This window comes from Pseudomonas sp. AC112, assembly GCF_979253545.1.
Genome location: NZ_CEEDCM010000001.1, coordinates 1,413,414 through 1,435,676 on the forward strand (window position 1 = coordinate 1,413,414; position 22,263 = coordinate 1,435,676).

The following is a 22,263-nucleotide window of genomic DNA, read 5'->3' on the forward strand; positions in this document are numbered from 1 at the left end:
TGGTAACGAACGTGGCAGCTCCCTCTTTACGTTAGGAGCTCCACGTATGCCCGCCCTATATCCGTCTGCGATTCGCGCATTTGCTCACCGCCGCATGGCCCTGAGCGCCCTCCGCGCAAACTCATCACTCTCCGTTCGCCTCGCCCGCTACAACTCCCACATTGCCATCGCTCGTACCCTGGAGTCTGCTGAGGGTGCGCAATGAATACTCCCGCCCGCACCATCCAAGAAATCGCCCACGACACGCTTGAGGATCTCGAGAGCGCCCAGATCGCCCTGCGCAAGGTTGAGGCCGTTCTCTATGCCGCATTGGCAGACAAGGGCACGAGTCAGCACGTCCGCAATCTGGTAGATGTCGCGTGGAACCTAGCCGCTGACGGTGCCAACACCGCCGACTGCAACCGCGAGGCAATTTCCGCCGCTCTGTCCGGGTGCGCTGGCCTGGGCGCCGGGGGGGACCTATGAGCCGTTCCTACAAGGAAATAGCCGAGACCGGCGTCCAGGATCTGTACGAAGTGACCAGTGCGCTCGAGAGCGTGCGCGCAATCTTCACGCTGATGCTTGAGACCTTCCCCGAAGACAGCACGCCTCACGCCTTCGCGCAGTTGGGCACTATCGAGATAACCGACTGGAACACCAAGGTTTACCAGTGGTGTGAGTGCATGGAAAACGAGCTGGATGATGCGAACGGCGAAGCGCAAAAGGCTGCGCCATTGGCGCACTACCTGCAGGACCAGCGCAGTAACGAGGTGGCCGAGGCGATTTCTGCCGAGCGCACGCACGCTACCCGGTGGTGGACGCACTTAAACGAGATGCGGCGCCGCAAGGAACTGCCTGACTGGGTTGCGCCGGGCGTCGGCACGCATGATGAACACGATCTGCTGCTGGAAAGCCGGAAGGCCGTCAATCAAGCCCTATTCGGATCGAACGACCTGGGCGGCGCTCAGCAATACCGCGAGGTCGCCCTATGAGCCAACACATGCGTTCACATTCGATCCTTTTTATCAGCCCCACATTTTTTCCACCGCGTACTCACGCGAACCGCCGACGCACTGACCTAAGAGGTTAAGCATGAAAATTCAAAACGGCGCATCTGCGTCGACGGGATCGGCTTGCCCGAAAAAAGCCACAGAGCTTTGGTTCGTCACCCACCCGAAGGTGCCCAAGGCTTTGCTAGGGCCGTTCTTGAGCGAGGCCGGCGCAGAGTGCGGGCGCGTAGTTATGCGTTGTGCTGGCGCTCAGGTAACGGCCTGCCTAGTTGACGGGATCGACGACATCACCCACTGGCACGGCGTGAACAACGGTCAAGTTTGCCGGGCTTTTGCTGGCGCTGATCGCCGGGAGGTCAGCCATGGGTAACGTCACCCCCATCAAGCGCAAGGGCAGTGGCGGCCCACCCGCTGCTGGCGCTTATATCGACAGCGCCAGCTATGTGCTGCTGGTGGAAGCCATGGTTGGCTTCCTGGAGCTGCGCATCTCGGAAGGCGATCAAGGCCGCCACTGCGATGAGCTGGAGCGCCTGACTCAGAAACTGGAGAACTTGGCCAAGCGGTTTACCCCGCCGAAGGGGGCCGCATGACGGACGCAACGATCCAATTCCGTGATGCCCTCCAGGCCATCTATGGCCCTCTCGACTGGCTGCCAGAGCCCGACGGTGCAATCCACCGGTTCCGTGTGCCGGAGGATAAGCCCGGCTCGCTCAACGGGTGGTATGTGCTGTACCTGGACGGCATCGCATCCGGCGCGTTCGGCAGTTGGAAAGCCGGCGGCGCCAGTACCTGGTGTAGTCGCGAACCGGTGGACGCCCGCGAAGCGGCCCAGATCCGCGAGCGAGTTGACCAGGCCCGGCGCCAGCGCGAAGCCGAGCAACACCGGCGCCAGCAGCAGGCCGCCGAGAAGGCTAACCACTGGTGGCGCAACGCGCGCCGCGCCTCACCCGACCACCCGTATCTGGTAGCCAAGGCAGTTCGCTCCTACGGCCTGCGCCAGCGCGGCACTGACCTGCTGATCCCGCTGTACCTGGATGGGCGCTTGGTCAACCTGCAACGAATTGCTCCGGACGGCGAGAAGCGCTTCCTGTTCGGCGGCCGGATCAAGGGCACCTATTCACCGCTGGGCATCATCGAGCCAGGTTCTGTGCTTTGCATCTGCGAAGGGTGGGCGACGGCCGCCAGCCTCCACCAGCACGGCGGCTATGTCGTTGCCGCTGCCATGAACGCGGGCAACTTGATCCCGGCGGCGATGGCACTTCGCGCTCGCTACCCGGGCCAGCCAATCGTCATCGCCGGCGACGACGACCGGCTCACCGATGGCAACCCGGGGCGCGCAGCGGCAAACGCAGCGGCGGCGGCCGTGGGTGGCCAAGTGGCTTTCCCTGAATGGCCGGAAGGCGCCCCCGATGACCTCACCGACTTCAACGACCTCGCCAACTGGAAACTCGCTCATGTCCAAGCCTGACACCAACGTGATCAACCTTCGGCCGGACGCCGCGACCATTGCGCCAGATCGCCCCTGCTGGGCGGTGTATGAGCATTGGGTAGTCAATGAGAAGGGTCGCAAGCTGCGCCCGGGCGTTTACTGGCATAGCTTCAAGCGCGCCGGCGCTGACCAGGACGACGCCGAGGGCGATACCGGCGACCGGCCTATCACCGATGAGTGGATCTCCAGCCCCGTCACCGTCGTCGCCCGCACCACCAACAGCGACGATGACAGCGAAGGCCGATTGCTGCGCCTGGTCACCGAGGGCGGCATCAAGGAATGGATCATCGCCATGGAGGTGTTCGGCGGCAGCGGCGAGGACGCCCGGCGCGCCTTGTTCGGGATGGGCGTCATCATTGCCCTCAAGAAGCGCGGCACGTTCATGGAGTACCTGCTCGACCAGCATCCTGCAGAAGTGTTTGCCACCACCAGCCGGCCGGGCTGGCATGAGTCGGGCGCGTTCGTGCTGCCTGGGCGAACCATCGGCAGCGCCAATGTGCGGTACCAGGCCAGCAACAAGGCTCAGGTACTTTTCAGTCGGCGCGGCGAGCTGGCGCTGTGGCAATCGGAGGTAGCCGCCAAGTGCGCGGGCAACCCGGTGCTGACACTCGCGATTGGCTGCTCGCTGGCTGGCCCACTGCTGAGTTTGGTCGGCGTGCTAGGTGGCGGTGTTCACCTGGTGGGCGATAGCTCGAGCGGTAAGTCGCTGGCGCAACTGATCGGATCGTCGGTATGGGGCGACCCGGGCGTGTTCGCCGCCAGTTGGGACATGACCAAGGGCGGCCTGGAGATCGAGGCGTCGAGCCGCAATGACACCATCCTGCCCTTGGATGAGATCAAGCGCGCCGACCCCAAGCGCGTACAGGAAATGGCCTACTCCCTCGCCAACGGCCAGGGCAAAGGCACCATGACCCGAGAGCGCGAAGGCCGCGCCAAATTGAGCTGGCGCCTGCTGACACTCTCCAGCGGCGAGCGCTCCCTCTCTGAGCACGCGGCCATATCCGGCAATGCCGCCCACGCTGGCGCTGAGTTACGCATGGTCGACGTGAACGCCGGTACCCGCACACACCGGGCCTTCGACGAATTGCACGGGCTTGAGGGGGCAGACTTTCACCGCCAGCTCACCGTAGCGGTAGGCGCCCACCACGGCCATCTTGGACCAGCGTTTGTGGAGTGCTTGGTCGCCGCCGACGATAAGCCCGGGCTACTCAGTGACTTTGACGGCATCCGCGCCCAGTTCGTCGAGGACAACGCCCAGGCCGGCCGCGTGGCTGACCGGTTCGCCGTGATCGCGCTGGCGGGCGAGATGGCCATCGCCTACGGCCTGTTGCCATGGGAGCCGGGCACCGCCCTCTCCGACTGCCGCTTGCTCTACGGGGAATGGCTCTCCCGTGTCGGCGGGGGCAACGCGGAAGACCGCCAGATCCTGGCCGGCATCATCGATTTTATCGACAAGCACGGTAGCAGCCGATTCTCCGATGTCGACGCAGCAGAGGTGGACGCCAAGGTATTCAACCGCGCCGGGTACTGGGAGCTGGCGGCCGGCAAACGGTTGTACCTGTTCAACAAGTCCGCGCTGATCGAGGCCGCCCATGGGTTCGGCCTCACCCGCGTGGTCAAGGCACTGGAGGTTGGCGGAGCCCTGGCCAAACGCGACACCGACCGCGATAGCCGCAAAACCAAAAAGTACCGCATCCCTGCCGGCGGATCGGCGCGCCTGTACGTGATCGACCCAGAAGCCATGGACAGCGATGGGGGCGGCGCATGACCACCATATCCACCAAGTATGAATGCCCGAGTTCACAGGAACCTATAAACGTGGGGAACAGGGGGAACGGGGGAACAGCCAGTAAAACCGTGGGCTGTGGCCGTTCCCCCTTATTGAATGTATGGGGAACAGGGGGAACACAAACATGTTTTTGAATATAAGCGTGTCCGCGTTTTCCAGAATTTGGTTATCACCGTTCCCCACAAAAAAACGTGGGGAACAGAAACCCCCTCTGAAAGCCCTGGAAACATTGGCTGTTCCCACTGTTCCCCCGTTCCCCAGATTTTTTTCTAGAGACACATATGGGCAATGGAGCAATCAGGCCGAGGCGACCCCATGAGTCTACTTTCCGGCTTGCTCGATAACATGCCGCCAGCCATTGCCAGTACCGACACGCCAAAAATGGATAGCCGGCCTCGCCCACGCCTGGTGCTGGTCAACCCTGTCGAGCGCACTTCCCGGCTCATCACAAGCCCACACGCAAGCGCCGCCACTGCAACGCTCGAATGGCGACACGCCCGTGACGAGTACCTCAACCACATCATGGTTTGTCGGAGCTGCTACGCGCCCACCGGCCGCTATTGCACGGCTGGCAGCCACCTGCGCGCCAGCTACGACGCCACACCTATGGAGGCGCACCAATGACGCCCAGCCTTATCACCCGCTTGTGCAACATCGGTATGAAACCCGGCATCAGCGCCGCCACGCAGCTCATCACCACCCGGCGAATCTGTCGCGCCATTGCTGACCAGCTCGACGTTATCCGTAGTGAACGGCGAGCCCTTCGCCGGCAGGCGGGAAAGCTGAAAGCGTTTCTCCCATTCACTTGCCAGGCCATTGCGGAACTGGAGGAGAAGGCCCGCGAGCACCAGGAAACCACCCGCAGCGGAGCGTGGAGTGCACTTGCTGGGTTTGGCCAATCCCTGATGTTCGACCGCGAGGGGCTGGCGCAGGCGTTGGGCTTCGACCAGATGTGCGATCTGCTGGGCGTCAACCCAGTACATCGCCAGGATGCCAGCGCAGACGGTGACACCAGCCTTCGCGGAGTGGCCTACCTATACCAACTGGAGGACAGCGCCGACCGCAAGAGCGACGAATGGGGCGCCGGTGGCCCGCTGTATCGCGCCTGCCACGCCGCGATGATCCGGTTCATCAGTGAATGCCCAGAAGACCAACTACCCGACCCGTTCGCCCCTGGCGCGCCGTTCGGCCCAAAGCTGCCGCCCGCCCTAAGCATCGTCGGCAAATGACCATTTTGCGCGCCACGTTTTGCGAATCACGAAAACGTGGCGCGACACCGAGCAACACCATCGGGCAACTGCCCATGATCAGCGCCAGCGGCGCATTGAGGAAAACATGACTGACCAAGACAGCAACACAGCGGGCCACACGCCCACCTATCAGGAGCGATTCACCGACGCATGCAACACACTTAAATTCAAACCCTACGAGCTGATTCAGGGGCCGGGCGCAGGCTATCTGGTGTGGGAGGTCCAGCACCTTCGCAATGGCCATCAAGTGACCATAGACGGCCCCTACTTCACTGAGGAAGAAGCCCGGGTTTCGGCGGACCTGATGCGGGGAACATTCCGCGGCGCCAGGGCAAGCGAAACAATCTACAACCGGGTGTGGAACTACGACCCGCGCCAGGAACAACTGACCATCGACCAGGCGCATATGTCGCGCGCAGTACTCGCCATTCGCCTTGGGCTACCTGCCCCTTCGATCACCGTATAGGAGGCCACATGGCCGCTACCGCATTCGATAACTCCCCTATGACCACCATCAAGCTCTACGGACAACTCCGGCAGTTCGGCAGGTCCTACGACCTTGCCGTGCGCACGCCAGCGGAAGCCTTGAAAGCGCTGTGCGTGCAGATTCCCGGCCTTGAGCGATTCATCTCAAACGCCAGGTCGCGCGGACTTGTGTTTGCTGTTTTCCGAGGAAAGAAAAACATCGGTGAAAGTGAGCTCAATTATCAAGGCCATGGCGACATCATTATCGCCCCCGTGATCGTCGGCAGTAAGCGGGCAGGTATCTTGCAAACGATCATAGGGGCCGTACTGATCGTTATGAGCCCTTTCACAAATGGCGCAACACTTGCGCCGGGTATCGCGCTGGCCGCCGGCGGCGTAATTCAGATGTTGAGCCCGCAATCCCAGGGCTTGAAGTCTAGCGCCGCGCCCGAGAATACTCCTGGCTATGCCTTTGGTGGTGCAAAAAACACCGTGGCATCAGGCTTGCCCGTACCTCTTTGCATCGGCCATCGCCGCTGGGGTGGCGCGATCATCAGCGCTGCTATTTACGCTGAGGATCGGGTATGACTGCCATCGAATATTCACCGCGCACAACCATTCTGCTCAGCGGTTCACTGGCCAAAAAGTACGGCCGTAGACACACCTATGCCCTATCCGCTCATGGCGACACCAGGGAGGCGCTGAGGGCAATAGATGTGAATCACCCAGGGTTCCTGAGCGATATCGCGCGAGCACGCTCCATCGGTCTGGAGTTCGCAATTTTCCGCAACAGGAAGAATGTTGGCGAATCCGAGCTGACACTCGGCGGAGCCAAGGAGATACGGGTCGTCCCCGTGATCACCGGTAGCAAGCGTGCTGGGATACTTCAGACCATCATCGGAATTGTGTTGATCGTGGCTAGTCCGTTCACCAACGGCGCTACGCTTGCCCCAGGGATTGCTCTCGCTGCTGGTGGTGTTATCCAAATGCTCAGCCCCCAGGCCGGCGGTCTCAAGACCAGTGCCGCACCACAGAACACCCCCGGGTACGCCTTCGGCAGCGCCAAGAACACCACGGCCAGTGGCAACCCGGTGCCGCTCTGTTACGGCAAACGGCGGATAGGCGGAGCGATCATCAGCGCTGCCATTTACGCCGAAGACCAGATGTAGGGGTGCTGGTGTAAAGTGATCCATCAACCCCGGAGGAAGAAATATGCACAGGATTTTGCTCGCCACCGTCACCTTCGCACTACTGGCTGGATGTTCAAGCACACCAGTAGCGCCTGGCTCTGCAAAGCGGGTGCCTGCCGACAGGGTCTACGCCTATCAGTCAGACGTTCCTGGTGGTGCGACACTGGCAGTTAGTCGAGACACCGGTTTTTGGGCGTCTGGCGGCTGCTTGGCCACCGTGCTCATCGACGGAAAAAAGGTCGCCCGCATCGAAACCGGCGAAATTGTGAAATTCAAGGTCAAGCCAGGTCGGCATATCGTTGGCATTGCCGGCGATGACGAAGGCAACGGCCTCTGTGCAATGCAGATCGGTCAGCCCGTGAAGGAAACGGCAGCCGAGGTCAGCTCAGGAGAAACCCAAAAATTCAGGATTTCGGGTACTCAAAATGGAACGGACATACGCCCGAGCTCCATTTAACTGACTGATCGAGACAGACGATATGGTCTCACTCAGACCAAATCGTCTGTTTCACCGATAGCCTCCATCCAAGACGTGGTTTCAAATTGCTGCTGAAGCCGCATCGTCAACTCATCTGTTCAAGGAGAGCACCATGTCGATGATGAAAAACGCGGTCGATTCCATTTGGATCGGCATGGAAGACTTCCACAATGACGATCCTCGACGAGCCGTCTCGGCCATTCGTAACTTTTATGCCGGCATCCTCTTACTCTTCAAATGCAAGCTGCAAGAGCTAAGCCCGGAGGGTTCAGAAGAGGTGCTGCTAAAGAAGAATATCCTTCCCGTAATCGACTCAGTGACAGGAGAAACGGTATGGATCGGATCAGGAATCAACACTGTCGAGGTTAGGGACATCAGAGATCGGCTGAAATCTCTAGGGGTCGAGGGCATCGAATGGAGCCGCTTGGAGAACCTTCAGAAGATTCGAAATAATATAGAGCACTATTACAGCAAAGATCCTGTTGAACGAATGAAGGAGGCCATTGCAAGCGCGCTTCATTTGATTATTCAGTTCTGCAAGCCTCATCTTGGAAAAGATCCGGTACAAATCCTAGGCCAAGAGTGCTGGGATTTGCTTCTCGGCGTGGCGTCTCTCTATGAGGCTGAGTTAAAAGCCGCAAAAGAGAACCTTGAGTCTGTTGATTGGCCATACCCAGAAGTAAAGGACGCCATTGATTATATGAGGTGTCCTGACTGCGACTCACAGCTCATCAAGGTACTAGACCCTACAGATCTTGGTGCTGACATCGAATTCGTTTGTAGCAGTTGTGGGTCAAACTCTTCATATGAAACCGTCATCACCGCAGCCCTTCCTGAAAGCATGGAAGGTGCCAACTATGTGAGCGTAAAGGATGGAGGCGATTCACTTATAGAGGACTGCCCTATGTGCGGAGAGGAAACCTTCCTGGTCGCGCAAGGTGAGTGTGCCGTGTGCTTTTCAGAACTGGAATATAACTCATGCAAAGCGTGTGAAACGGGTTTGAGCGTGGATGAACAACATTTTGAAGGCCTGTGCTCATACTGTAATTACAAGCTCGGCAAGATGATGGCGGAATAGAAGCCGTGCCTGGCAACCACTCAGGTAACCATCAAAAGTAACCACCCCGCCTGGTTACCCTCAGTCGTAGGGATCTCCCTCACGGAGGCGCCACACGCCCGCCAACCTTGACAATTGTTAACAGGTTCAGAGACTGGCCACCCCTCGTAAACTTCAGCCAGCTAGGCTAAATGCCGAGGCGACTTCGGTCATCGTCTGATAATCGAGCTTCTATTGCCTCACGATATGCCGCCTCGCATTTCCCCCAAAAATCAGGATGGAAATGTTGGAGCTCCGCTTGTACGTCCGCGCCGTACTGAACCCAAAATTTATAGCGAACACGTGCAACGCTTAGTGAACTTCGGAAGCTCGCGGGAAGGCTGGATGAATCAGCGCAAACCGTCAGCCCACCGTGCCCAGCAAATTGCTGCTCTCCGAATCTATCCAGCAATTTTTCGTACATTGGGTCTGCATCAATATCTAGGAGCACTAAATTAAGATCTGTTTTCCCTACCGCGAATTCGCTTAATGCCAATGGACGCGGACCGCACGACTCCGCAACGTGACAACACAGGAGTTTGGCGAAGTAGCGGAATACGTTCAGGTACGGCGTGGACGACAGTTCATATTGCGGTAGGTTGAATACTGATTCCGGAGACTTACCTTGCGATATCAGCTCGGATACCAAGGCACTAAACCGGTCAAACTCGCGATCAGGAGCTTGGGTCTTAGAGCTATTACATGACGAACATATGCGAGCCGAGAAATGAAAGGCCTGGGACTTCGGACCTTGCGCGTCACGGGGAACGCTGGTGCCATCAAAACTGCCGATGACCGTAGGCTCTTTCCCAAAGATCTTTCGTAACGCAGAAGCTTTTACCATGTGTTCTCCCGTGAGAGATTCCGGGGAGCCACATAGGCAGCAGCGGTCAGCTTGGTATGGTTCGAAAAAAAGCCCCATCGGACGGCCCCTCGTGATCTAGAGAAATTTGGATTTGTCGACAAAGCATCCCGCCCACTTGAAAGCGCAATGATAGTCGCAGATGGAAGGTTTGAAACTTGCCTTACCACTTGTTAGCCGCCTGAGAGCGGGCAACCTCCCCCGGGGCTAACTTTTGCTAACAGGCCGCGAGCACTGCCACTGGCTCCAGGCCGGTCTGATCTCAACATTTCTCAACATCGCGGCAGGCCCCGCACTCGATCCAATGTCAGGTTTTGTCAGGTTCTCGCCTTGAAAAAAGGTTAAGTTTTGTTAAGTCGCTGGCACTGACCAAACGGCAGAAATCGGGAAAAGGAGTCAGTGAGATGTGCCTGCGAACGTAGGGCCGACTCAGACGATGTACGCGAGCCTCTGCACGATGTGCATAACCTTTACGAGCGCGAGGAGTGAAGGCTGTGATGCCTGCAGCGAGCGTCCTGGCCGATTCCTCTTGATCGGCGATACCGCTCTCAACAGTTAGCTTTTGGCTAGCTACCATAGTCAAATGCTTGAATGAGCTTCGCAAGGCCTGATCCTTGTGGCATAGTGCACGCCCTGCGGATGGCATGTCTCGATGGAACCGAAACTGAGGCATGCCTGTTGACGGCAGGGCGTTTACTCGCTAAATATGTAGATAGATGATCGTCGCGAGGCGACCAGATTGCCAAAATCTGTAGCAGACATCTTGAGTTCCCACCCCTCCTAGGGTGGGCCGTACCCCTGGGGTGGGGATGTAGTAACTTCGTTTACTAAAGGGAGCAGATTGATATGCTGAATGTCGGATTTGGTGACAGCTGAATAGCTGAGCAAGGTACAACCTTGAAAAAGGCCCCCTACGGGCCTTTTTTAATGCCAAAAATAAATAGAGGGAACTTATGAGCAAATATCTCATCGGCTCTGCATTTGCGTCCTTGATTATAGGGATCATCTCGAGGATTTTTTTCGAGCTGGCAAGCATTCCACTGCCGTTTTCGCTGGGATGGATCGATTTCTGCATAGTGCTATGCACTGCTAGCAGTCTCGGGTTATCGGTCTACTCCTTAGTCTTAAAGAAATATCCAGATACTAAAGAGATGCTTCCCCTCTTCAGTGTAATTGTGTGCGCAGTAATTGTTTCTAGTTATCTAGTTTTGCGCTATCAAGATACTTACCAGACCTCACTTTCGATCTTGGTTACTGGCGTTTTCGTCGGAATGGGTTGGTGGATTCAATCCATCACCAGCGCCGCTCACTCACGGCGGACGCACACGCTAAACATAATTATGTCCTCGCGAACCAGCACTGAGTACCAGACCCAGTCAAGAAATATGAGTAAAGTTTTCAGAGCCTCAGCTGTGCCCTCGGAGCTCGCTGAGTGGAGGGTTGATCCCCATAAAGACGAATTTAGGGATGCTGAAGTACCCCAGGATATTAAGGAAGCGTTAGACGGTTCCGTATATATTCTAAACTATTACGAATTTCTCGCCCAGGGAATTAAATTTCGGGATCTTGATGATTGTTTGCTGAGGGAGTGCTTCAGTAATATTTTGGCAGGATTAGAACGTAGAAATTTTCATTTGATTGTGGAAGCACAAAAGTCAGACCAAAAAGCTTACGAGGGTGTGACTCGGCTGACCAAAGAGTGGTGCGGCGAATCCGTAGTCGAGAAGTACAGGGCAAATCCAGCTAATGCTCCAATTGGCCCTCTTTTTCCAGGGAAGGAAGAAGTGCAGATGATTATGTCGGCGAAAAGAAAATCACCGGCTCCCGTAACTTCGATCCATTCTGCTCCTAAGCAGGATGAGCCCCCTGGTCATCAGCACGGTCAAAGCGCTGATTGATACACGTAGGGACTGATAGTTGGATGGCGAGCGACCTCGGCTTGACCCACGCGGGCTGCAGGCGATGCGATGTCGCCATTTGAGTCGACGGAACCTGTGAATCGCCCCGAGCGTCTTGGACAGTACTGAGCGGCAGCTTCTAGCGGAAAACTGCCGGTATCCAATCAGGTATCCACAGATTGTTGCTGATCCAAGCTGGATATGATGGCGGTGACCAGGCGCGGTGACCGCCATCAGTGACCACTTTGTGCTGGTCACAACCATCACGATGCCCAGTTTGCGAAACAACCCCATGGAAGGCTCACGTCAAGGGGCGGTCGACCAGCTTTCGCGCAGTGCTTCGCGCACGCCCGTCGCGCACTTGGCCTTTGCGCGAAGACCTCCCCCGTCAAGGTTTCACGCACCCTTCACGCAGCATGTTCACGCACTGGGCCGCGTGAAGCCCTGGCGGCCCGCAGATGTTTAAGCCTCAGCACTGCGCAGTAACTGCGCAAATTGCGCACAGGAATTACGCAGCTCAGACGCACGTTGGTACGCATTCGGGTGCGTACTGGCAGCAGGTTCGCACTGAGGTTCGCAACCGCCAACGCGCGAACCTATACAGTCAATCGCAATAGTCCTCTCACGCGGTATAGATCCAATATGTGGCACAGTGCTATGTTCTATTGGGCTGAATTAATCAGCCGCAGACCGCGTTTATTCAAGGAGGATTCAATGGCGTCTATACAAAACCACGGGGAATCTCGAGTAGCTGTACTCGTTGATTGTGACAACGTATCTCCAGACGTACTGGAACACGCTCTCAAGGTCGCAGCTCAGTTCGGGCGCATAGTAGTGAGACGAGGATATGGAAACCATGGAACCCTCGCGAACAAATGGCAAGAGGCACTGGTGCGACTCGCATTCACACCTTGCCTTCAGTTCCAATACGCCGCAGGTAAAAATACGTCTGATATCGCATTGGCGCTAGATGCCCAGGAGACGCTTTTTGACAATCGCGCTGATCTGTTTTGCTTAGTTACCAGCGATTCCGACTTCGCATACCTTTGCCGAAAACTCAGAGAACGAGGAGCTGCTGTCTGTATTGTGGGCGAGAGTAAGACCCCTCCTGCCTTGAGGAACGCGAGCGATCAGTTTTTCGAATGGCGCAAAGATAGCGTAAGTGAGGACGTTCCAAGCCTGACTGAAAAAGGAGACGGGTCAGCCCAAGTGAGTGAGCACGAATCCAAGGAATCCACTGCATTCGTCGTGGAGGCAGTTTCACTCTTGGCTGGAGACGCTCCGGAAGGCAAGGTCACTGTTAGTGCTGTAGGCTTTTATCTCAAGCGACGAGATCCTAGCTTCTCCCCCTCGAAATACGGTTTTTCTGGGTTATTAGAAATGATGAAGGCACATGACTCGTTGAACTTACACAAGGAGCTTGGTGGGCATTGGACTGTTTCTCTGCAGGGAGAACCTGTAACCGCGTAATGAGTCTCGGTTAGGTGGCCGGCGCAATATGACAAGCGCTGTTTATCCTCGCCTGCGGTGATATGTGACAGTCAGAGAATGCACCCTGTGATCGCAGCCACCCGGCCTGCTTGGAGTGCATTCCTGGCGCGTCGCAGGACGCGTTAACTTTTCAGAATACAACTCTGTACACGCCGCTACAGAGTATCGAATCGTGTAGGGCAGGTTTGCAACCATCGGCGCGCGGACCATGCCGCCCACCTGTTATCAAAAGTAAGGTTCCCAGGCGCAGGATTCCACTGTGGTTTACAGACTTTAGCAGCGGTTTCCACTGGAAACCTGGCCAGGCCCAGACCAAACCACGGCTCGGGGTCGACTGGCCGGCGCGCACGATCCGAGCTAGCACTGAATGTTGAATTCAACTGACCGTGTAGTTCCCAACACGCTGGCGAAGGCAATTACTTTGACCACACTTTGACGGAATGCGAGACAGGCATCAGACCAAACCCAAGCCGGTTGGCGTCTGAGGCTTATCGCGTGGCCAGCCCGTCAAACAAGCGCACCGTTGCCGCTGATACCCCTGACAGACCCCAGACGGATACGGCGCTTTCGGCCCACCTACTTTTTACCCGGCCTTTACCGAATCGCTGGCGAATGTGAGACAGGCATGAGACGGATTCGGCGAGCATGGCCGCCTGAGAACGCGCAGCGACAAATGCGGGCGGGGCTCACGCGGTAGATGCGGGGAAATCCCGTATCACATCGCCAGGCCACTTTGCCGCCGGCAGACGCAAACCACGTAAAGGTGATTCCAGGCATTCGCGGCGCCGGTGCTACGCTCTCTCGAAACACGGAGAGCCACCATGACGGACACCAAACTGATCGCCAACCTGTTCGACCGCCTCAATCAGAACCAGCTCGCCTTGGGCGCCGCGGTGGAGGAGCTTTCCAACTGGGTCGAGCAGCGCGGATCGGCAGACATTGCCAATAACGTGCGCGGCGCACTGGAGACGCTCGACGAGAACCTGGTGTTCATTCGCCAGGGCATTGCTGAGCTGACCGTCGCCGGCAGCCTGGGGCAGTCGTGAGGAGGCAAATAATTCTGGACAGTTCTGGACGGATCGCGGCGCGGCACGCAACCTGATTCAGGCCGGGAGCCCCAGCGATCAAGGGCTCCGACAGATCGGCGTAGCAGTCCAGATACCCACCACGTCCAGAATTGTGCGCATACCCGTAGCGGGCGGTTCCGAGAGCCGAATCCTTGACCAGCCTTGACGAAATTATTGACAGGTCTTGACGGATCTATCCGGCGCCATCAGCGGTTGGCGCGCTGAAAGCCACGCAGTTCAAGGCTTTGCGAGCATTCGGGCTGCCTGACCAGCACCAGCCCCGTCTAAAATTCGGGAGGCGGCCGTCAAGGTGGATGCTCGATCAATATCCTGGCTGGATGGGGTGGTGAAATACCGGTCCAGACAAACGCTTAGCGCACAGGGCAATATTAGACAGGCCCTAGACGGATTTTCGCCAACAGACCACGTTCAAATTGCCCACAGCCCAAGCAATATGCCGCTTACAGCCTTAAAGGTGGCGTGCTGGTGCTTGATGCTCGTCAAGTATTTTCCGGGGCTTCCAGCGACCTGACAGCAGGTCGGAGCAGGTGGTGAACGATTTGCTCCCCCTGGAGCGGAAGCCGGTCGACTTGCCAGCTTGGCCACCCTCCAGTTTCCAGGTAGTTGCTCACGTTCCGCTGGTAACATCTGCATGTCATCTGCAGGCCCCGCTTCATTCCGGCGCCAGCATCCACCGCGTACCGAGGATAGAGCCGTGTCCGTTATTGACTGTGATTATCTACCCGCCGACAAGGTGGTGTTTCCGCCGGAGCTGGCGCTGCTGATCGTCAGGAAGGCCAGCGCAATGGCCGCGGCATTCGAGGAGCAAGCCCTCGATCAGCTCACCAAGGACGCCCGACGCGCACTGTCGCAGGGAACTGAGCCAACGCGAGTCATCAGGGAAATGCGCTTGTAGGCGGAAAATGGGATTGCCGTGGCCTCGGTAGTTTTTCAAGTACCTGCCATAACGGACTGGGAGCTCGGATATCGCGACCAGCGGCTAAGCATCAATTGTTGCGCGCCCCCTTCAGCTAGCGTTTGAAGCGATCGCTCAACTCCCCCAGCCTGCGGAGCAGATCAAAGATGACGTTTTCAAAAACCTTCATGTGGATCTGCAACCCCACGACTTCCACAACTCTTACGTGAATACCTATGGCTTTGTTATATTCGCCGAGGCCGCGCCATCATGTTGATAGTATTCGCGTGAGGATTTCCGCATCGCCCTGACTGCTTTTGAGATGCGCCTTCAGGATTAACGGAGCGACAAAAGCGGCAAGCATTCTCATTTGAGAAAGCTATCGAATCATAAAAAATATTTCATAAATAGACTATGTCTTTGATAAACCTGGTGAATTGGTATGGATTGCCACTCAATTTCAGCGTGCCTAACGACAGCCCTACAAATACCTGCCGTCTGTCATTTGCAGCTTGGATTGCAACTGAACTATAGTTGCAACCCGCGCGTTCCTGGGTTGTCCAAATGAGCAGGCTCCAGAAGCTCATCGACGATTTGACGCGCAAACCATCCCCCAGAGACTTCGCTTGGGCGGACGTAGTCAAAATTTTGAAATCTTTTGGCTATGCTGAAATAGAAGGCACAGGCTCGCGAAAAAAATTCGTGAGCCATTCAAAACACAAGATTTTGCTTCACAAAAGACATCCTGACAGCACACTGCTGGATTATCAGATTGAGCTTGTGGTTGAAGCTCTGACATCTCAAGGGCATTTGAAATGAGTAAAAAGATTCTTGAACACAAGGGATTTCAGGGATCGGTGGAGTTTTCTTTGGAAAACAACATCCTTTTTGGGAAAATTCTCCACATCGACGATCTGGTGACTTTCGAAGCAGACAACATCAAGGATCTGCACGACTCCTTCGTCGAATCGATCGAAGATTATTTGGAAACCTGCAAGGAGCTAGGTACCGAACCCAACAAACCGTTTTCGGGCACGTTCAACGTGCGCATTGGCACGAGCCTTCATCGAGAAGTCGCTCGCCATGCGTCTCGCGAAGATAAGAGCATTAATGACGTAGTCAGGGAGGCCATCGACTGCCACCTATATGGAAGACACCAGGAAATTCATCACCATTATCCTGAGGTCCCAAGCTACGAGACGTCATTTAAGGTTCACGAGCGCCGACCAACACAGCGAGTCACCCTGCGAGCCGTGAATTAATGAACCTTTATGATATTCGCCTCGAACTGGTTAGGGTGGAAGAGATCCATGGGCTTCCCTTCGATCCGTCTGAAGATGAAGAGGGTTACGCCGCGAAAATGAATGTCGAGTTTATAGGATCGATTAAGGAGCTGAAGGTCCGTGACAACTTCGACGTTCGTATCAACCTCGAAACTTCAATTGATGGAAATGAAGGTTTCTTCTCGCTGAGCATGATTGGTACCTTCCAGGCCATGACCGATGCGGCAATGGGAGGCCTCGACCATCCCGACGCCCCATATGAACTCGGTTCTTTGCTCTATCCTTACGTTCGCAACGTAGCCAAGCCTCTGCTTGAGTACCTCGGTGCTAATGCGATCGAGTTTCCGTTCGCCCCGCCTGCGCCGCCCCTTCAAGCGAAACCGCCATTACGGAAAAGAAGGCTAAAGAACACAGAGAAATAATATTCAAGCCCGGCCATGTGCCGGGCTTTCTATTTGCCTGTTCGCGAACTCAAACTCTGGTGCGCCACTACCCTGATCCGGGGTGGTGCTGGCGCGGGGAAATGGCAAGAACGCCTCTGTGTGGTGCAGCTGCCACACGGCGCCAGCACCATCGCCGCAAAAGTGTGACGATGGCTCCTCAAAAGTGAGGAACGAGATAATCTGGCCACTTTTGGGCTGATCCATCAAAGGAGTGGTGGTGATGACCATACCTTTGCACTTGTGGCGGGTTTATCAGGATACGTTACCGTTCGTCGGGGACGGAGCCACGAACCAAGACGGCTTTTTCAGCCAGCGTGAAACAAGCCAGAAACACCCCAGCAGACAGCACCGTGTATCCCCAGGTGTATCCCTTCAAAATACGAACACTAGAATAATCAACTAAAACAGCAAGTTAATTAACCAGTTCAAATGTCTGTGTACCACCAAGTACTAAAAACGGCTTACCGAAAGGTAGGCCGTTTTTTTATGCCTGAAGAAAAATGCTGCGGCATACTCGCAGCGATTCTCCCCGACTAACCAGGCTGAGCCCGACAGGACCCCACTCATGAGCTTTGACGTGTTCGCGGTCATCCTGCTGGGCGCCGCTCTCCACGCGACCTGGAATGCCGTGGTCAAAGGCGGCGGCGACAAGCTGCTGACGACCTGCATGATCACCTCCTTCGCCTCGCTGATCGCATGGGTCGTCATTCCATTCCTGGCGTTGCCGGCAAGAGAAAGCTGGCCGTTCATTGGTGCCTCGGTGATTTTGCAGGTGCTGTATTTCGTCTTGGTCGCCTCGACCTACCGAGTCGCAGACATGAGCCAGACCTACCCGATCATGCGCGGCACTGCGCCGTTACTGGTGGCAGCTGCGAGTGTGCTTGCACTGTCCGAGTCGTTGTCAGCGTTTGCATGGAGCGGCATTGCAGTGATCTGCATCGGCATCCTGAGCATGGCTGTCGCCCCCTCGACGGGCCCGCGAAAAGGGCTGGTCCTTGCATTGATCAATGCAGGGGTCATAGCCAGCTATACCCTTGTCGACGGTTTGGGCGTGCGCAAATCCGGCGCTCCCGCGGCGTACACACTGTGGATTTTCCTGCTGACTGGCCTACCGTTGGCCGCCTGGGCCCTGGCCACCCAGCGCGGTGTTTTCTGCCGCTACGTCATCCGTCACTGGCACCTCGGCGTGGTGGGCGGGGTCGGTACGGTTGCGTCCTACGGCCTGGCGCTTTGGGCAATGACGGCGGCCCCGATCGCCACCGTTTCAGCGCTCAGGGAAACGTCGATCCTGTTCGGCGTGGTCATCTCCGCGCTGATACTCAAGGAGCAACTGACGCGCACTCGCGTGGTTGCCGCCTGCATCATTGCGGGTGGGGCGATGGTGTTGCGATTGGGCTAAACCCGCGTTACCGAGTAGGATCACGCGCTCAATCACACTAAATGGAATCAGTGTCTGATGACCATCAAGCCCCTGCTCCTTGCACTTGCATTGTCAGCCCTGCCATCGCTTGCCAGTGCCGCGTCCGAAGGCTTGGGGAAGGTCGATCAGGCCAGTTTGATGGTCCTCGCCGGCCCGGTGCTGACCAGCTTCGCCACGCTGGGCACCACGTCCCATCCGCTCGATATGCTTGAGTCGGCCAAGGGTGACGCCCTGGCCTTCATCGGCTCGGACGGGAATATCCGTGGCGCACGCTTTGAGCTCGCCGTGAGGACTTACCACACGTCTTACCCGGCGCCTCACATGAGTGAAATGCAACTGGCCCAAGCGATCGCCGTGACCGAGGCACACCCGCCGGAGGGTCGATAGCCTGTTGCTGGTGCTGGCCAAATATGACCAGCTCGGCAATAGCGATGTGTTTCAAAGGACAACAGATCATTCTCAAAATGAACGGAGTTCCGCGCGTGTTTTCGATTTCCCACCGTCAACTGTCGGTAATTGCCGCAGCCCTCGCCCTAGTTGCCTGCAACACGTCTGTCAACGAACAGCCACCGGCACCGGAGCTGGGTTCCGGTTATCGCACCGACCTCACCTCCCAACATGCCGAGCGCCATATGGCGGCGGCGGCCAACCCGTTGGCAGCCGAGGCCGGTCGCGAGATGTTGCGCAGGGGTGGCTCGGCGATTGATGCCGCGATTGCAATGCAGGCGGTATTGACCCTGGTGGAGCCGCAGTCTTCCGGTATCGGCGGTGGCGCGTTCATCATGCTGTGGGACGGCAAGAACGTGCACGCGTATGACGGCCGTGAGACCGCTCCGGCTGGGGCCACCGAGCGCTTGTTCTTGAAGGCCGACGGCAAGCCAATGGCGTTTCCCGAGGCACAGATTGGCGGGCGCTCGGTCGGTACGCCTGGGGTACTGCGTGCGCTCGAAATGGCGCACAAAAAGACCGGCCACCTGCAATGGGCCGAGCTGTTCGAGCCTGCGATCCGGCTGGCGGAACAGGGCTTCGCGATTTCCCCGCGCCTGCACAGCCTGATTGCGGCTGACCGCTATATCCCACAATCGCCGGACATGGCGGCGTACTTTTTGAACGCCGATGGCACACCGAAAGCCACCGGAACAGTGTTGAAAAACCCGGCGCTGGCCAAGGTGTTCAAACGTATCGCCAAGGAAGGCCCGGACGCGCTGTATCACGGGCAGATTGCCGATGAGATCGCGCGCAAGGTGCAGGGCCATCGCAATGCGGGCAGCCTGTCCCTGGCGGACTTGGAGGGCTACACCGCCAAGGAACGTACACCGCTGTGCACCGACTACCAGCAGTGGAAAGTCTGTGGCATGCCGCCACCTTCATCGGGTGGCGTCGCCATCGCGCAAATCCTCGGTACATTGCAGGCCTTGCAAGCCCGCGACCCAGGCCTGGGTATCGCAGCGATGCGACCGTTGAAAAGCTCATCGCCTGCAGGCCTGGAACCAACACCGGAGGCGGTACACCTGCTCGCTGAGGCGGGGCGCCTGGCCTTCGCCGATCGCGGTCTGTACCTCGCCGACGCCGATTTCGTCCCCGTGCCGGTTGCCGGCCTCGTCGCACCGGACTACCTGGCCAAGCGCGCCGCGCTGATCGGCGAGCGCAGCATGGGTATCGCCAAGCCGGGCGTCCCTGCGGGCATCCAGGTGGCCTACGCGCCGGATCGCTCGCCGTTGCGCATCTCCACCTCGCAAGTGGTGGCCGTGGATGACCGGGGCGGCGCCGTGTCGATGACCACCACGGTGGAAGCGGCATTTGGCGCCCATGTGATGGTCCAGGGTTTTTTGCTGAACAACCAGATGACCGACTTTTCGTTTATCCCTGAAGAAAACGGCCAGCCCGTGGCCAACCGGGTCGAGCCTGGCAAACGCCCGCGTTCGGCGATGGCGCCGACCCTGGTGTTCGACCGCAAGAGCGGCGAGTTGTTGGCCACTGTCGGCTCTCCCGGCGGCTCGCAAATCATCGAGTACGTGAGCAAGTCCCTGGTGGCAATGCTCGACTGGAAACTTGATCCGCAAGCGGCCATCAGCCTGCCGAACTTCGGCAGCCGCAATGGCGCGACCGAGCTGGAAACCGGTATGTTCAGCCCCACGCTGAAACAGGCGCTCAAGGACAAGGGCCATGCGCTGAGCGAGATCGACATGACCAGTGGTATCCAGGCCATCGTGCGCACGCGGGATGCCCAGGGCAAGGTATCACTGAGCGGCGGTGCCGACCCTCGGCGTGAAGGCGAAGCGGTTGGCGACTGAACACATCAATCAACGGAGAAAGCGCTCGTGCAACAGGCAGATAATCTCGGCGCCATCCCTGGCGTCGACCACGGTTTTTGTTCGATCAATGATCCGCAGCGCCCGGCAGACGTGTTCATCTGCAAGCAAGTGCACAGCGCTTCGGTGATTGAGTGGCAGGCGGACCAGGTGAGCAATACGGTCGAGGCTGACGGGGTGTGCACGGGTGAGCATTACCCCATCGCGGTAATCACCGCCGATTGCCTACCCCTCCTGATTGCCTCGAAAAACGCTGAGAAGGTGGCTGCGGTGCATGGCGGTTGGAAGGGGCTGCAAGCCGGGATTGTGGCGAATGCCATACAGCGTTTTGCCGATGAAGGAATTGCCATCGACCAGTTGCAGGTCGCGATCGGTCCCTCGATCAAGCCGTGCTGTTATGAGGTGAGCCGGGAGTTCATTACCCAGTTTCAAACTGAACAGGGCCACTTGTGGCGCCACCGTCAGGCGCCCTGGAGCCAGGTCCAACCGGCGCCGCTGCTGCACCCCGAAATTGCCCCGCCCTCTGCGAGGCAAGCCGCAAGTGCATGGTTCGACTTGAGCGGGTATGGGGTGATGTTGCTGCAAGCGGCAGGGATTCGGCGTGAGCAGATCGAGGTGAGTGAAGTGTGCACCTACTGCACCTCCCCCACCTTTGCCAGCTATCGTCGCAGGACGCATCACCCTGAGGAGGGGAAGACGTTGATCTATTCGTGGATTGCTCGCATCAACGACTGATCTTCAACCCCTTGCGCCCCGCATGCCGCTCCAGCGCCAGCTCGATCAAGCGGCTCACCAGTTCGCTGTAGCTCATGCCCGCCGCCTGCCACAGCTTGGGGTACATGCTGATGCGGGTGAAGCCGGGCAGTGAGTTGATTTCGTTAACCAGCACTTCGCCGTCGTCGGTGAGGAACACGTCGACCCGTGCCAGCCCCGAACAGCCCAGCACCTCGAACGCCTCCAGGGCCAGCCCACGGATACGCTCGCTGGCCTCGTGGCTGATAGCGGCCGGCACTACCACTTGGGCAGCCTGGCCGTCGATGTATTTGCTGTCGTAGGAATAAAAACCGCTGCTCACCACGATCTCGCCACAACCGCTGGCGATCGGGTTTTCGTTGCCCAGCACGGCGCATTCGATTTCACGGCCCTTTACCGCGGATTCCACCAAGACCTTTTCATCGAAGCCCAAAGCCAGCTCAACAGCAGCGTGGTATTCGGCTTCGTTGCCGACTTTGCTCACGCCCACCGAAGAGCCCTGGTTGGCCGGCTTGACGAACATCGGCAAGCCGAGCTTGCTCACTGCCGTGTCGAAGGTTGTACACGCGGCATTGCTACGGGTCAGGGTGATGAACGGAGTCACGGCAATGCCGGCGTCGCGCAGCAGGCGCTTGGTAATGTCCTTGTCCATGCACACTGCCGAACCGAGAACGTCGGAGCCGACGAAAGGCAGGTCAGCCATGCGCAGCAGGCCTTGCAGGCAGCCGTCTTCGCCGAGGGTGCCGTGGACGATGGGGAAGATCACGTCGACATGTTCCAGCAAGCCGGTGCCAGAGGTCTCTACCAGTTGCTGGCTGGCCTTGCCAGGCACCACGGCCAGTTCGCGATTGGACTGGTTGAGGGCGATCAGGGCGGGGTTTTCCTGGTTGAGCAGGAAGTTCGAAGTGTCATTGAGGTGCCAGTGGCCGGCCTTGTCGATACCGATCAGCACCGGTTCGAACCGTGAGCGATCCAACGCATCGACGATGTTGCGCGCCGACTGCAACGAGACTTCATGCTCCGCCGAACGGCCACCAAAAATAATACCTACCCGCACCTTGCTCATGACCCG

27 protein-coding genes are annotated in these 22,263 nt (G+C 57.7%); 24 read left to right on the top strand and 3 right to left on the bottom strand.

All coding sequences use genetic code 11. The features are described from left to right. Positions 1-201: 201 nt before the first annotated feature. The 13 genes from AC0IYN_RS06760 (at position 202) to AC0IYN_RS06820 (ending at position 8,728) form a co-directional block, all read left to right on the top strand. A complete protein-coding gene (locus tag AC0IYN_RS06760; protein ID WP_275964835.1) occupies positions 202-465 on the top strand; it encodes a hypothetical protein in 264 nt (87 codons plus the stop codon). Then, on the top strand, positions 462-971 hold the full coding sequence (locus tag AC0IYN_RS06765) for a hypothetical protein (protein WP_471840864.1): 510 nt from the start codon (positions 462-464) through the stop codon (positions 969-971). Before AC0IYN_RS06760 ends, AC0IYN_RS06765 begins: the two co-directional genes overlap by 4 nt. Positions 972-1,071: 100 nt before the next feature. Then, a complete protein-coding gene (locus AC0IYN_RS06770) occupies positions 1,072-1,359 on the top strand; it encodes a hypothetical protein (protein WP_471840866.1) in 288 nt (95 codons plus the stop codon). Further along, positions 1,352-1,579 (top strand): hypothetical protein, encoded by a 228-nt coding sequence (locus AC0IYN_RS06775; protein ID WP_471840868.1) that lies wholly within the window; start codon positions 1,352-1,354, stop codon positions 1,577-1,579. Before AC0IYN_RS06770 ends, AC0IYN_RS06775 begins: the two co-directional genes overlap by 8 nt. Further along, positions 1,576-2,457: a toprim domain-containing protein gene (locus AC0IYN_RS06780; protein WP_471840870.1), complete on the top strand. Its 882-nt coding sequence runs from the start codon at positions 1,576-1,578 to the stop codon at positions 2,455-2,457. The genes AC0IYN_RS06775 and AC0IYN_RS06780 overlap by 4 nt, the downstream gene beginning before the upstream one ends. Then, a complete protein-coding gene (locus tag AC0IYN_RS06785) occupies positions 2,444-4,246 on the top strand; it encodes a DUF927 domain-containing protein (protein WP_471840871.1) in 1,803 nt (600 codons plus the stop codon). Before AC0IYN_RS06780 ends, AC0IYN_RS06785 begins: the two co-directional genes overlap by 14 nt. A 336-nt stretch (positions 4,247-4,582) precedes the next feature. Beyond that, positions 4,583-4,891 carry a hypothetical protein gene (locus AC0IYN_RS06790; RefSeq protein ID WP_471840873.1) on the top strand — a complete coding sequence of 103 codons (309 nt, stop codon included), beginning with the start codon at positions 4,583-4,585 and terminating at the stop codon, positions 4,889-4,891. Beyond that, complete coding sequence (locus AC0IYN_RS06795; protein WP_471840874.1) at positions 4,888-5,496, top strand: hypothetical protein; 609 nt, start codon at positions 4,888-4,890, stop codon at positions 5,494-5,496. Before AC0IYN_RS06790 ends, AC0IYN_RS06795 begins: the two co-directional genes overlap by 4 nt. A gap of 106 nt (positions 5,497-5,602) precedes the next feature. Then, positions 5,603-5,983, top strand: a complete 381-nt coding sequence (locus AC0IYN_RS06800) for a hypothetical protein (RefSeq protein ID WP_471840876.1) — start codon at positions 5,603-5,605, stop codon at positions 5,981-5,983. Between the two features lie 8 nt (positions 5,984-5,991). Then, positions 5,992-6,570, top strand: a complete 579-nt coding sequence (locus AC0IYN_RS06805) for a tail assembly protein (protein ID WP_471840878.1) — start codon at positions 5,992-5,994, stop codon at positions 6,568-6,570. Beyond that, positions 6,567-7,151, top strand: a complete 585-nt coding sequence (locus AC0IYN_RS06810; protein ID WP_471840879.1) for a tail assembly protein — start codon at positions 6,567-6,569, stop codon at positions 7,149-7,151. Before AC0IYN_RS06805 ends, AC0IYN_RS06810 begins: the two co-directional genes overlap by 4 nt. 43 nt (positions 7,152-7,194) lie before the next feature. Further along, positions 7,195-7,629, top strand: a complete 435-nt coding sequence (locus AC0IYN_RS06815) for a hypothetical protein (RefSeq protein ID WP_471840880.1) — start codon at positions 7,195-7,197, stop codon at positions 7,627-7,629. A gap of 133 nt (positions 7,630-7,762) precedes the next feature. Next, a complete protein-coding gene (locus AC0IYN_RS06820; protein WP_471840882.1) occupies positions 7,763-8,728 on the top strand; it encodes a hypothetical protein in 966 nt (321 codons plus the stop codon). A gap of 166 nt (positions 8,729-8,894) precedes the next feature. Here AC0IYN_RS06820 and AC0IYN_RS06825 read toward each other — a convergent pair whose 3' ends face one another. Further along, on the bottom strand, positions 8,895-9,590 hold the full coding sequence (locus AC0IYN_RS06825) for a hypothetical protein (RefSeq protein ID WP_471840884.1): 696 nt from the start codon (positions 9,588-9,590) through the stop codon (positions 8,895-8,897). A gap of 971 nt (positions 9,591-10,561) precedes the next feature. On the opposite strand from AC0IYN_RS06825, the gene AC0IYN_RS06830 reads away from it, so the two are divergent. From AC0IYN_RS06830 to AC0IYN_RS06860, 7 genes are all read left to right on the top strand, one after another. Continuing rightward, positions 10,562-11,506 carry a DUF4760 domain-containing protein gene (locus AC0IYN_RS06830; protein ID WP_471840886.1) on the top strand — a complete coding sequence of 315 codons (945 nt, stop codon included), beginning with the start codon at positions 10,562-10,564 and terminating at the stop codon, positions 11,504-11,506. Between the two features lie 714 nt (positions 11,507-12,220). Further along, positions 12,221-12,976 (top strand): NYN domain-containing protein, encoded by a 756-nt coding sequence (locus AC0IYN_RS06835; RefSeq protein ID WP_471840888.1) that lies wholly within the window; start codon positions 12,221-12,223, stop codon positions 12,974-12,976. An 842-nt stretch (positions 12,977-13,818) separates the two neighbouring features. Beyond that, positions 13,819-14,043, top strand: coding sequence for a hypothetical protein (locus AC0IYN_RS06840; protein WP_078827578.1), 225 nt, complete (start codon positions 13,819-13,821; stop codon positions 14,041-14,043). A gap of 736 nt (positions 14,044-14,779) precedes the next feature. After that, the gene (locus tag AC0IYN_RS06845; RefSeq protein ID WP_471840889.1) at positions 14,780-14,980 is read left to right on the top strand and encodes a hypothetical protein; all 201 of its coding nucleotides are present in this window, start codon (positions 14,780-14,782) and stop codon (positions 14,978-14,980) included. Positions 14,981-15,544: 564 nt separating this feature from the next. Beyond that, complete coding sequence (locus AC0IYN_RS06850) at positions 15,545-15,799, top strand: type II toxin-antitoxin system HicA family toxin (protein WP_471840891.1); 255 nt, start codon at positions 15,545-15,547, stop codon at positions 15,797-15,799. After that, positions 15,796-16,242 carry a type II toxin-antitoxin system HicB family antitoxin gene (locus tag AC0IYN_RS06855; protein ID WP_471840893.1) on the top strand — a complete coding sequence of 149 codons (447 nt, stop codon included), beginning with the start codon at positions 15,796-15,798 and terminating at the stop codon, positions 16,240-16,242. The genes AC0IYN_RS06850 and AC0IYN_RS06855 overlap by 4 nt, the downstream gene beginning before the upstream one ends. Further along, positions 16,242-16,685 carry a hypothetical protein gene (locus AC0IYN_RS06860; protein WP_471840894.1) on the top strand — a complete coding sequence of 148 codons (444 nt, stop codon included), beginning with the start codon at positions 16,242-16,244 and terminating at the stop codon, positions 16,683-16,685. Before AC0IYN_RS06855 ends, AC0IYN_RS06860 begins: the two co-directional genes overlap by 1 nt. 3 nt (positions 16,686-16,688) lie before the next feature. On the opposite strand, the gene AC0IYN_RS06865 is transcribed toward AC0IYN_RS06860, so the two are convergent. After that, entirely contained in the window at positions 16,689-16,934 is a 246-nt protein-coding gene (locus AC0IYN_RS06865; RefSeq protein WP_471840896.1) for a hypothetical protein, read from the bottom strand. Positions 16,935-17,271: 337 nt separating this feature from the next. On the opposite strand from AC0IYN_RS06865, the gene AC0IYN_RS06870 reads away from it, so the two are divergent. The 4 genes from AC0IYN_RS06870 to pgeF all read left to right on the top strand — a co-directional run bounded on the left by AC0IYN_RS06870 (position 17,272) and on the right by pgeF (position 21,173). Further along, positions 17,272-18,105, top strand: a complete 834-nt coding sequence (locus tag AC0IYN_RS06870; RefSeq protein WP_406598472.1) for an EamA family transporter — start codon at positions 17,272-17,274, stop codon at positions 18,103-18,105. Positions 18,106-18,162: 57 nt separating this feature from the next. Beyond that, complete coding sequence (locus AC0IYN_RS06875) at positions 18,163-18,513, top strand: DUF2388 domain-containing protein (protein WP_406598473.1); 351 nt, start codon at positions 18,163-18,165, stop codon at positions 18,511-18,513. A 77-nt stretch (positions 18,514-18,590) separates the two neighbouring features. After that, positions 18,591-20,420, top strand: coding sequence for a gamma-glutamyltransferase (gene ggt / locus AC0IYN_RS06880; protein ID WP_471840898.1), 1,830 nt, complete (start codon positions 18,591-18,593; stop codon positions 20,418-20,420). 27 nt (positions 20,421-20,447) lie between these two features. Continuing rightward, a complete protein-coding gene (gene pgeF, locus AC0IYN_RS06885; protein ID WP_471840899.1) occupies positions 20,448-21,173 on the top strand; it encodes a peptidoglycan editing factor PgeF in 726 nt (241 codons plus the stop codon). On the opposite strand, the gene ddlA is transcribed toward pgeF, so the two are convergent. Then, positions 21,163-22,257, bottom strand: coding sequence for a D-alanine--D-alanine ligase (gene ddlA / locus AC0IYN_RS06890; RefSeq protein WP_471840900.1), 1,095 nt, complete (start codon positions 22,255-22,257; stop codon positions 21,163-21,165). The two genes, pgeF and ddlA, sit on opposite strands and share 11 nt — an antisense overlap. Between the last annotated feature and the right edge of the window lie 6 nt (positions 22,258-22,263).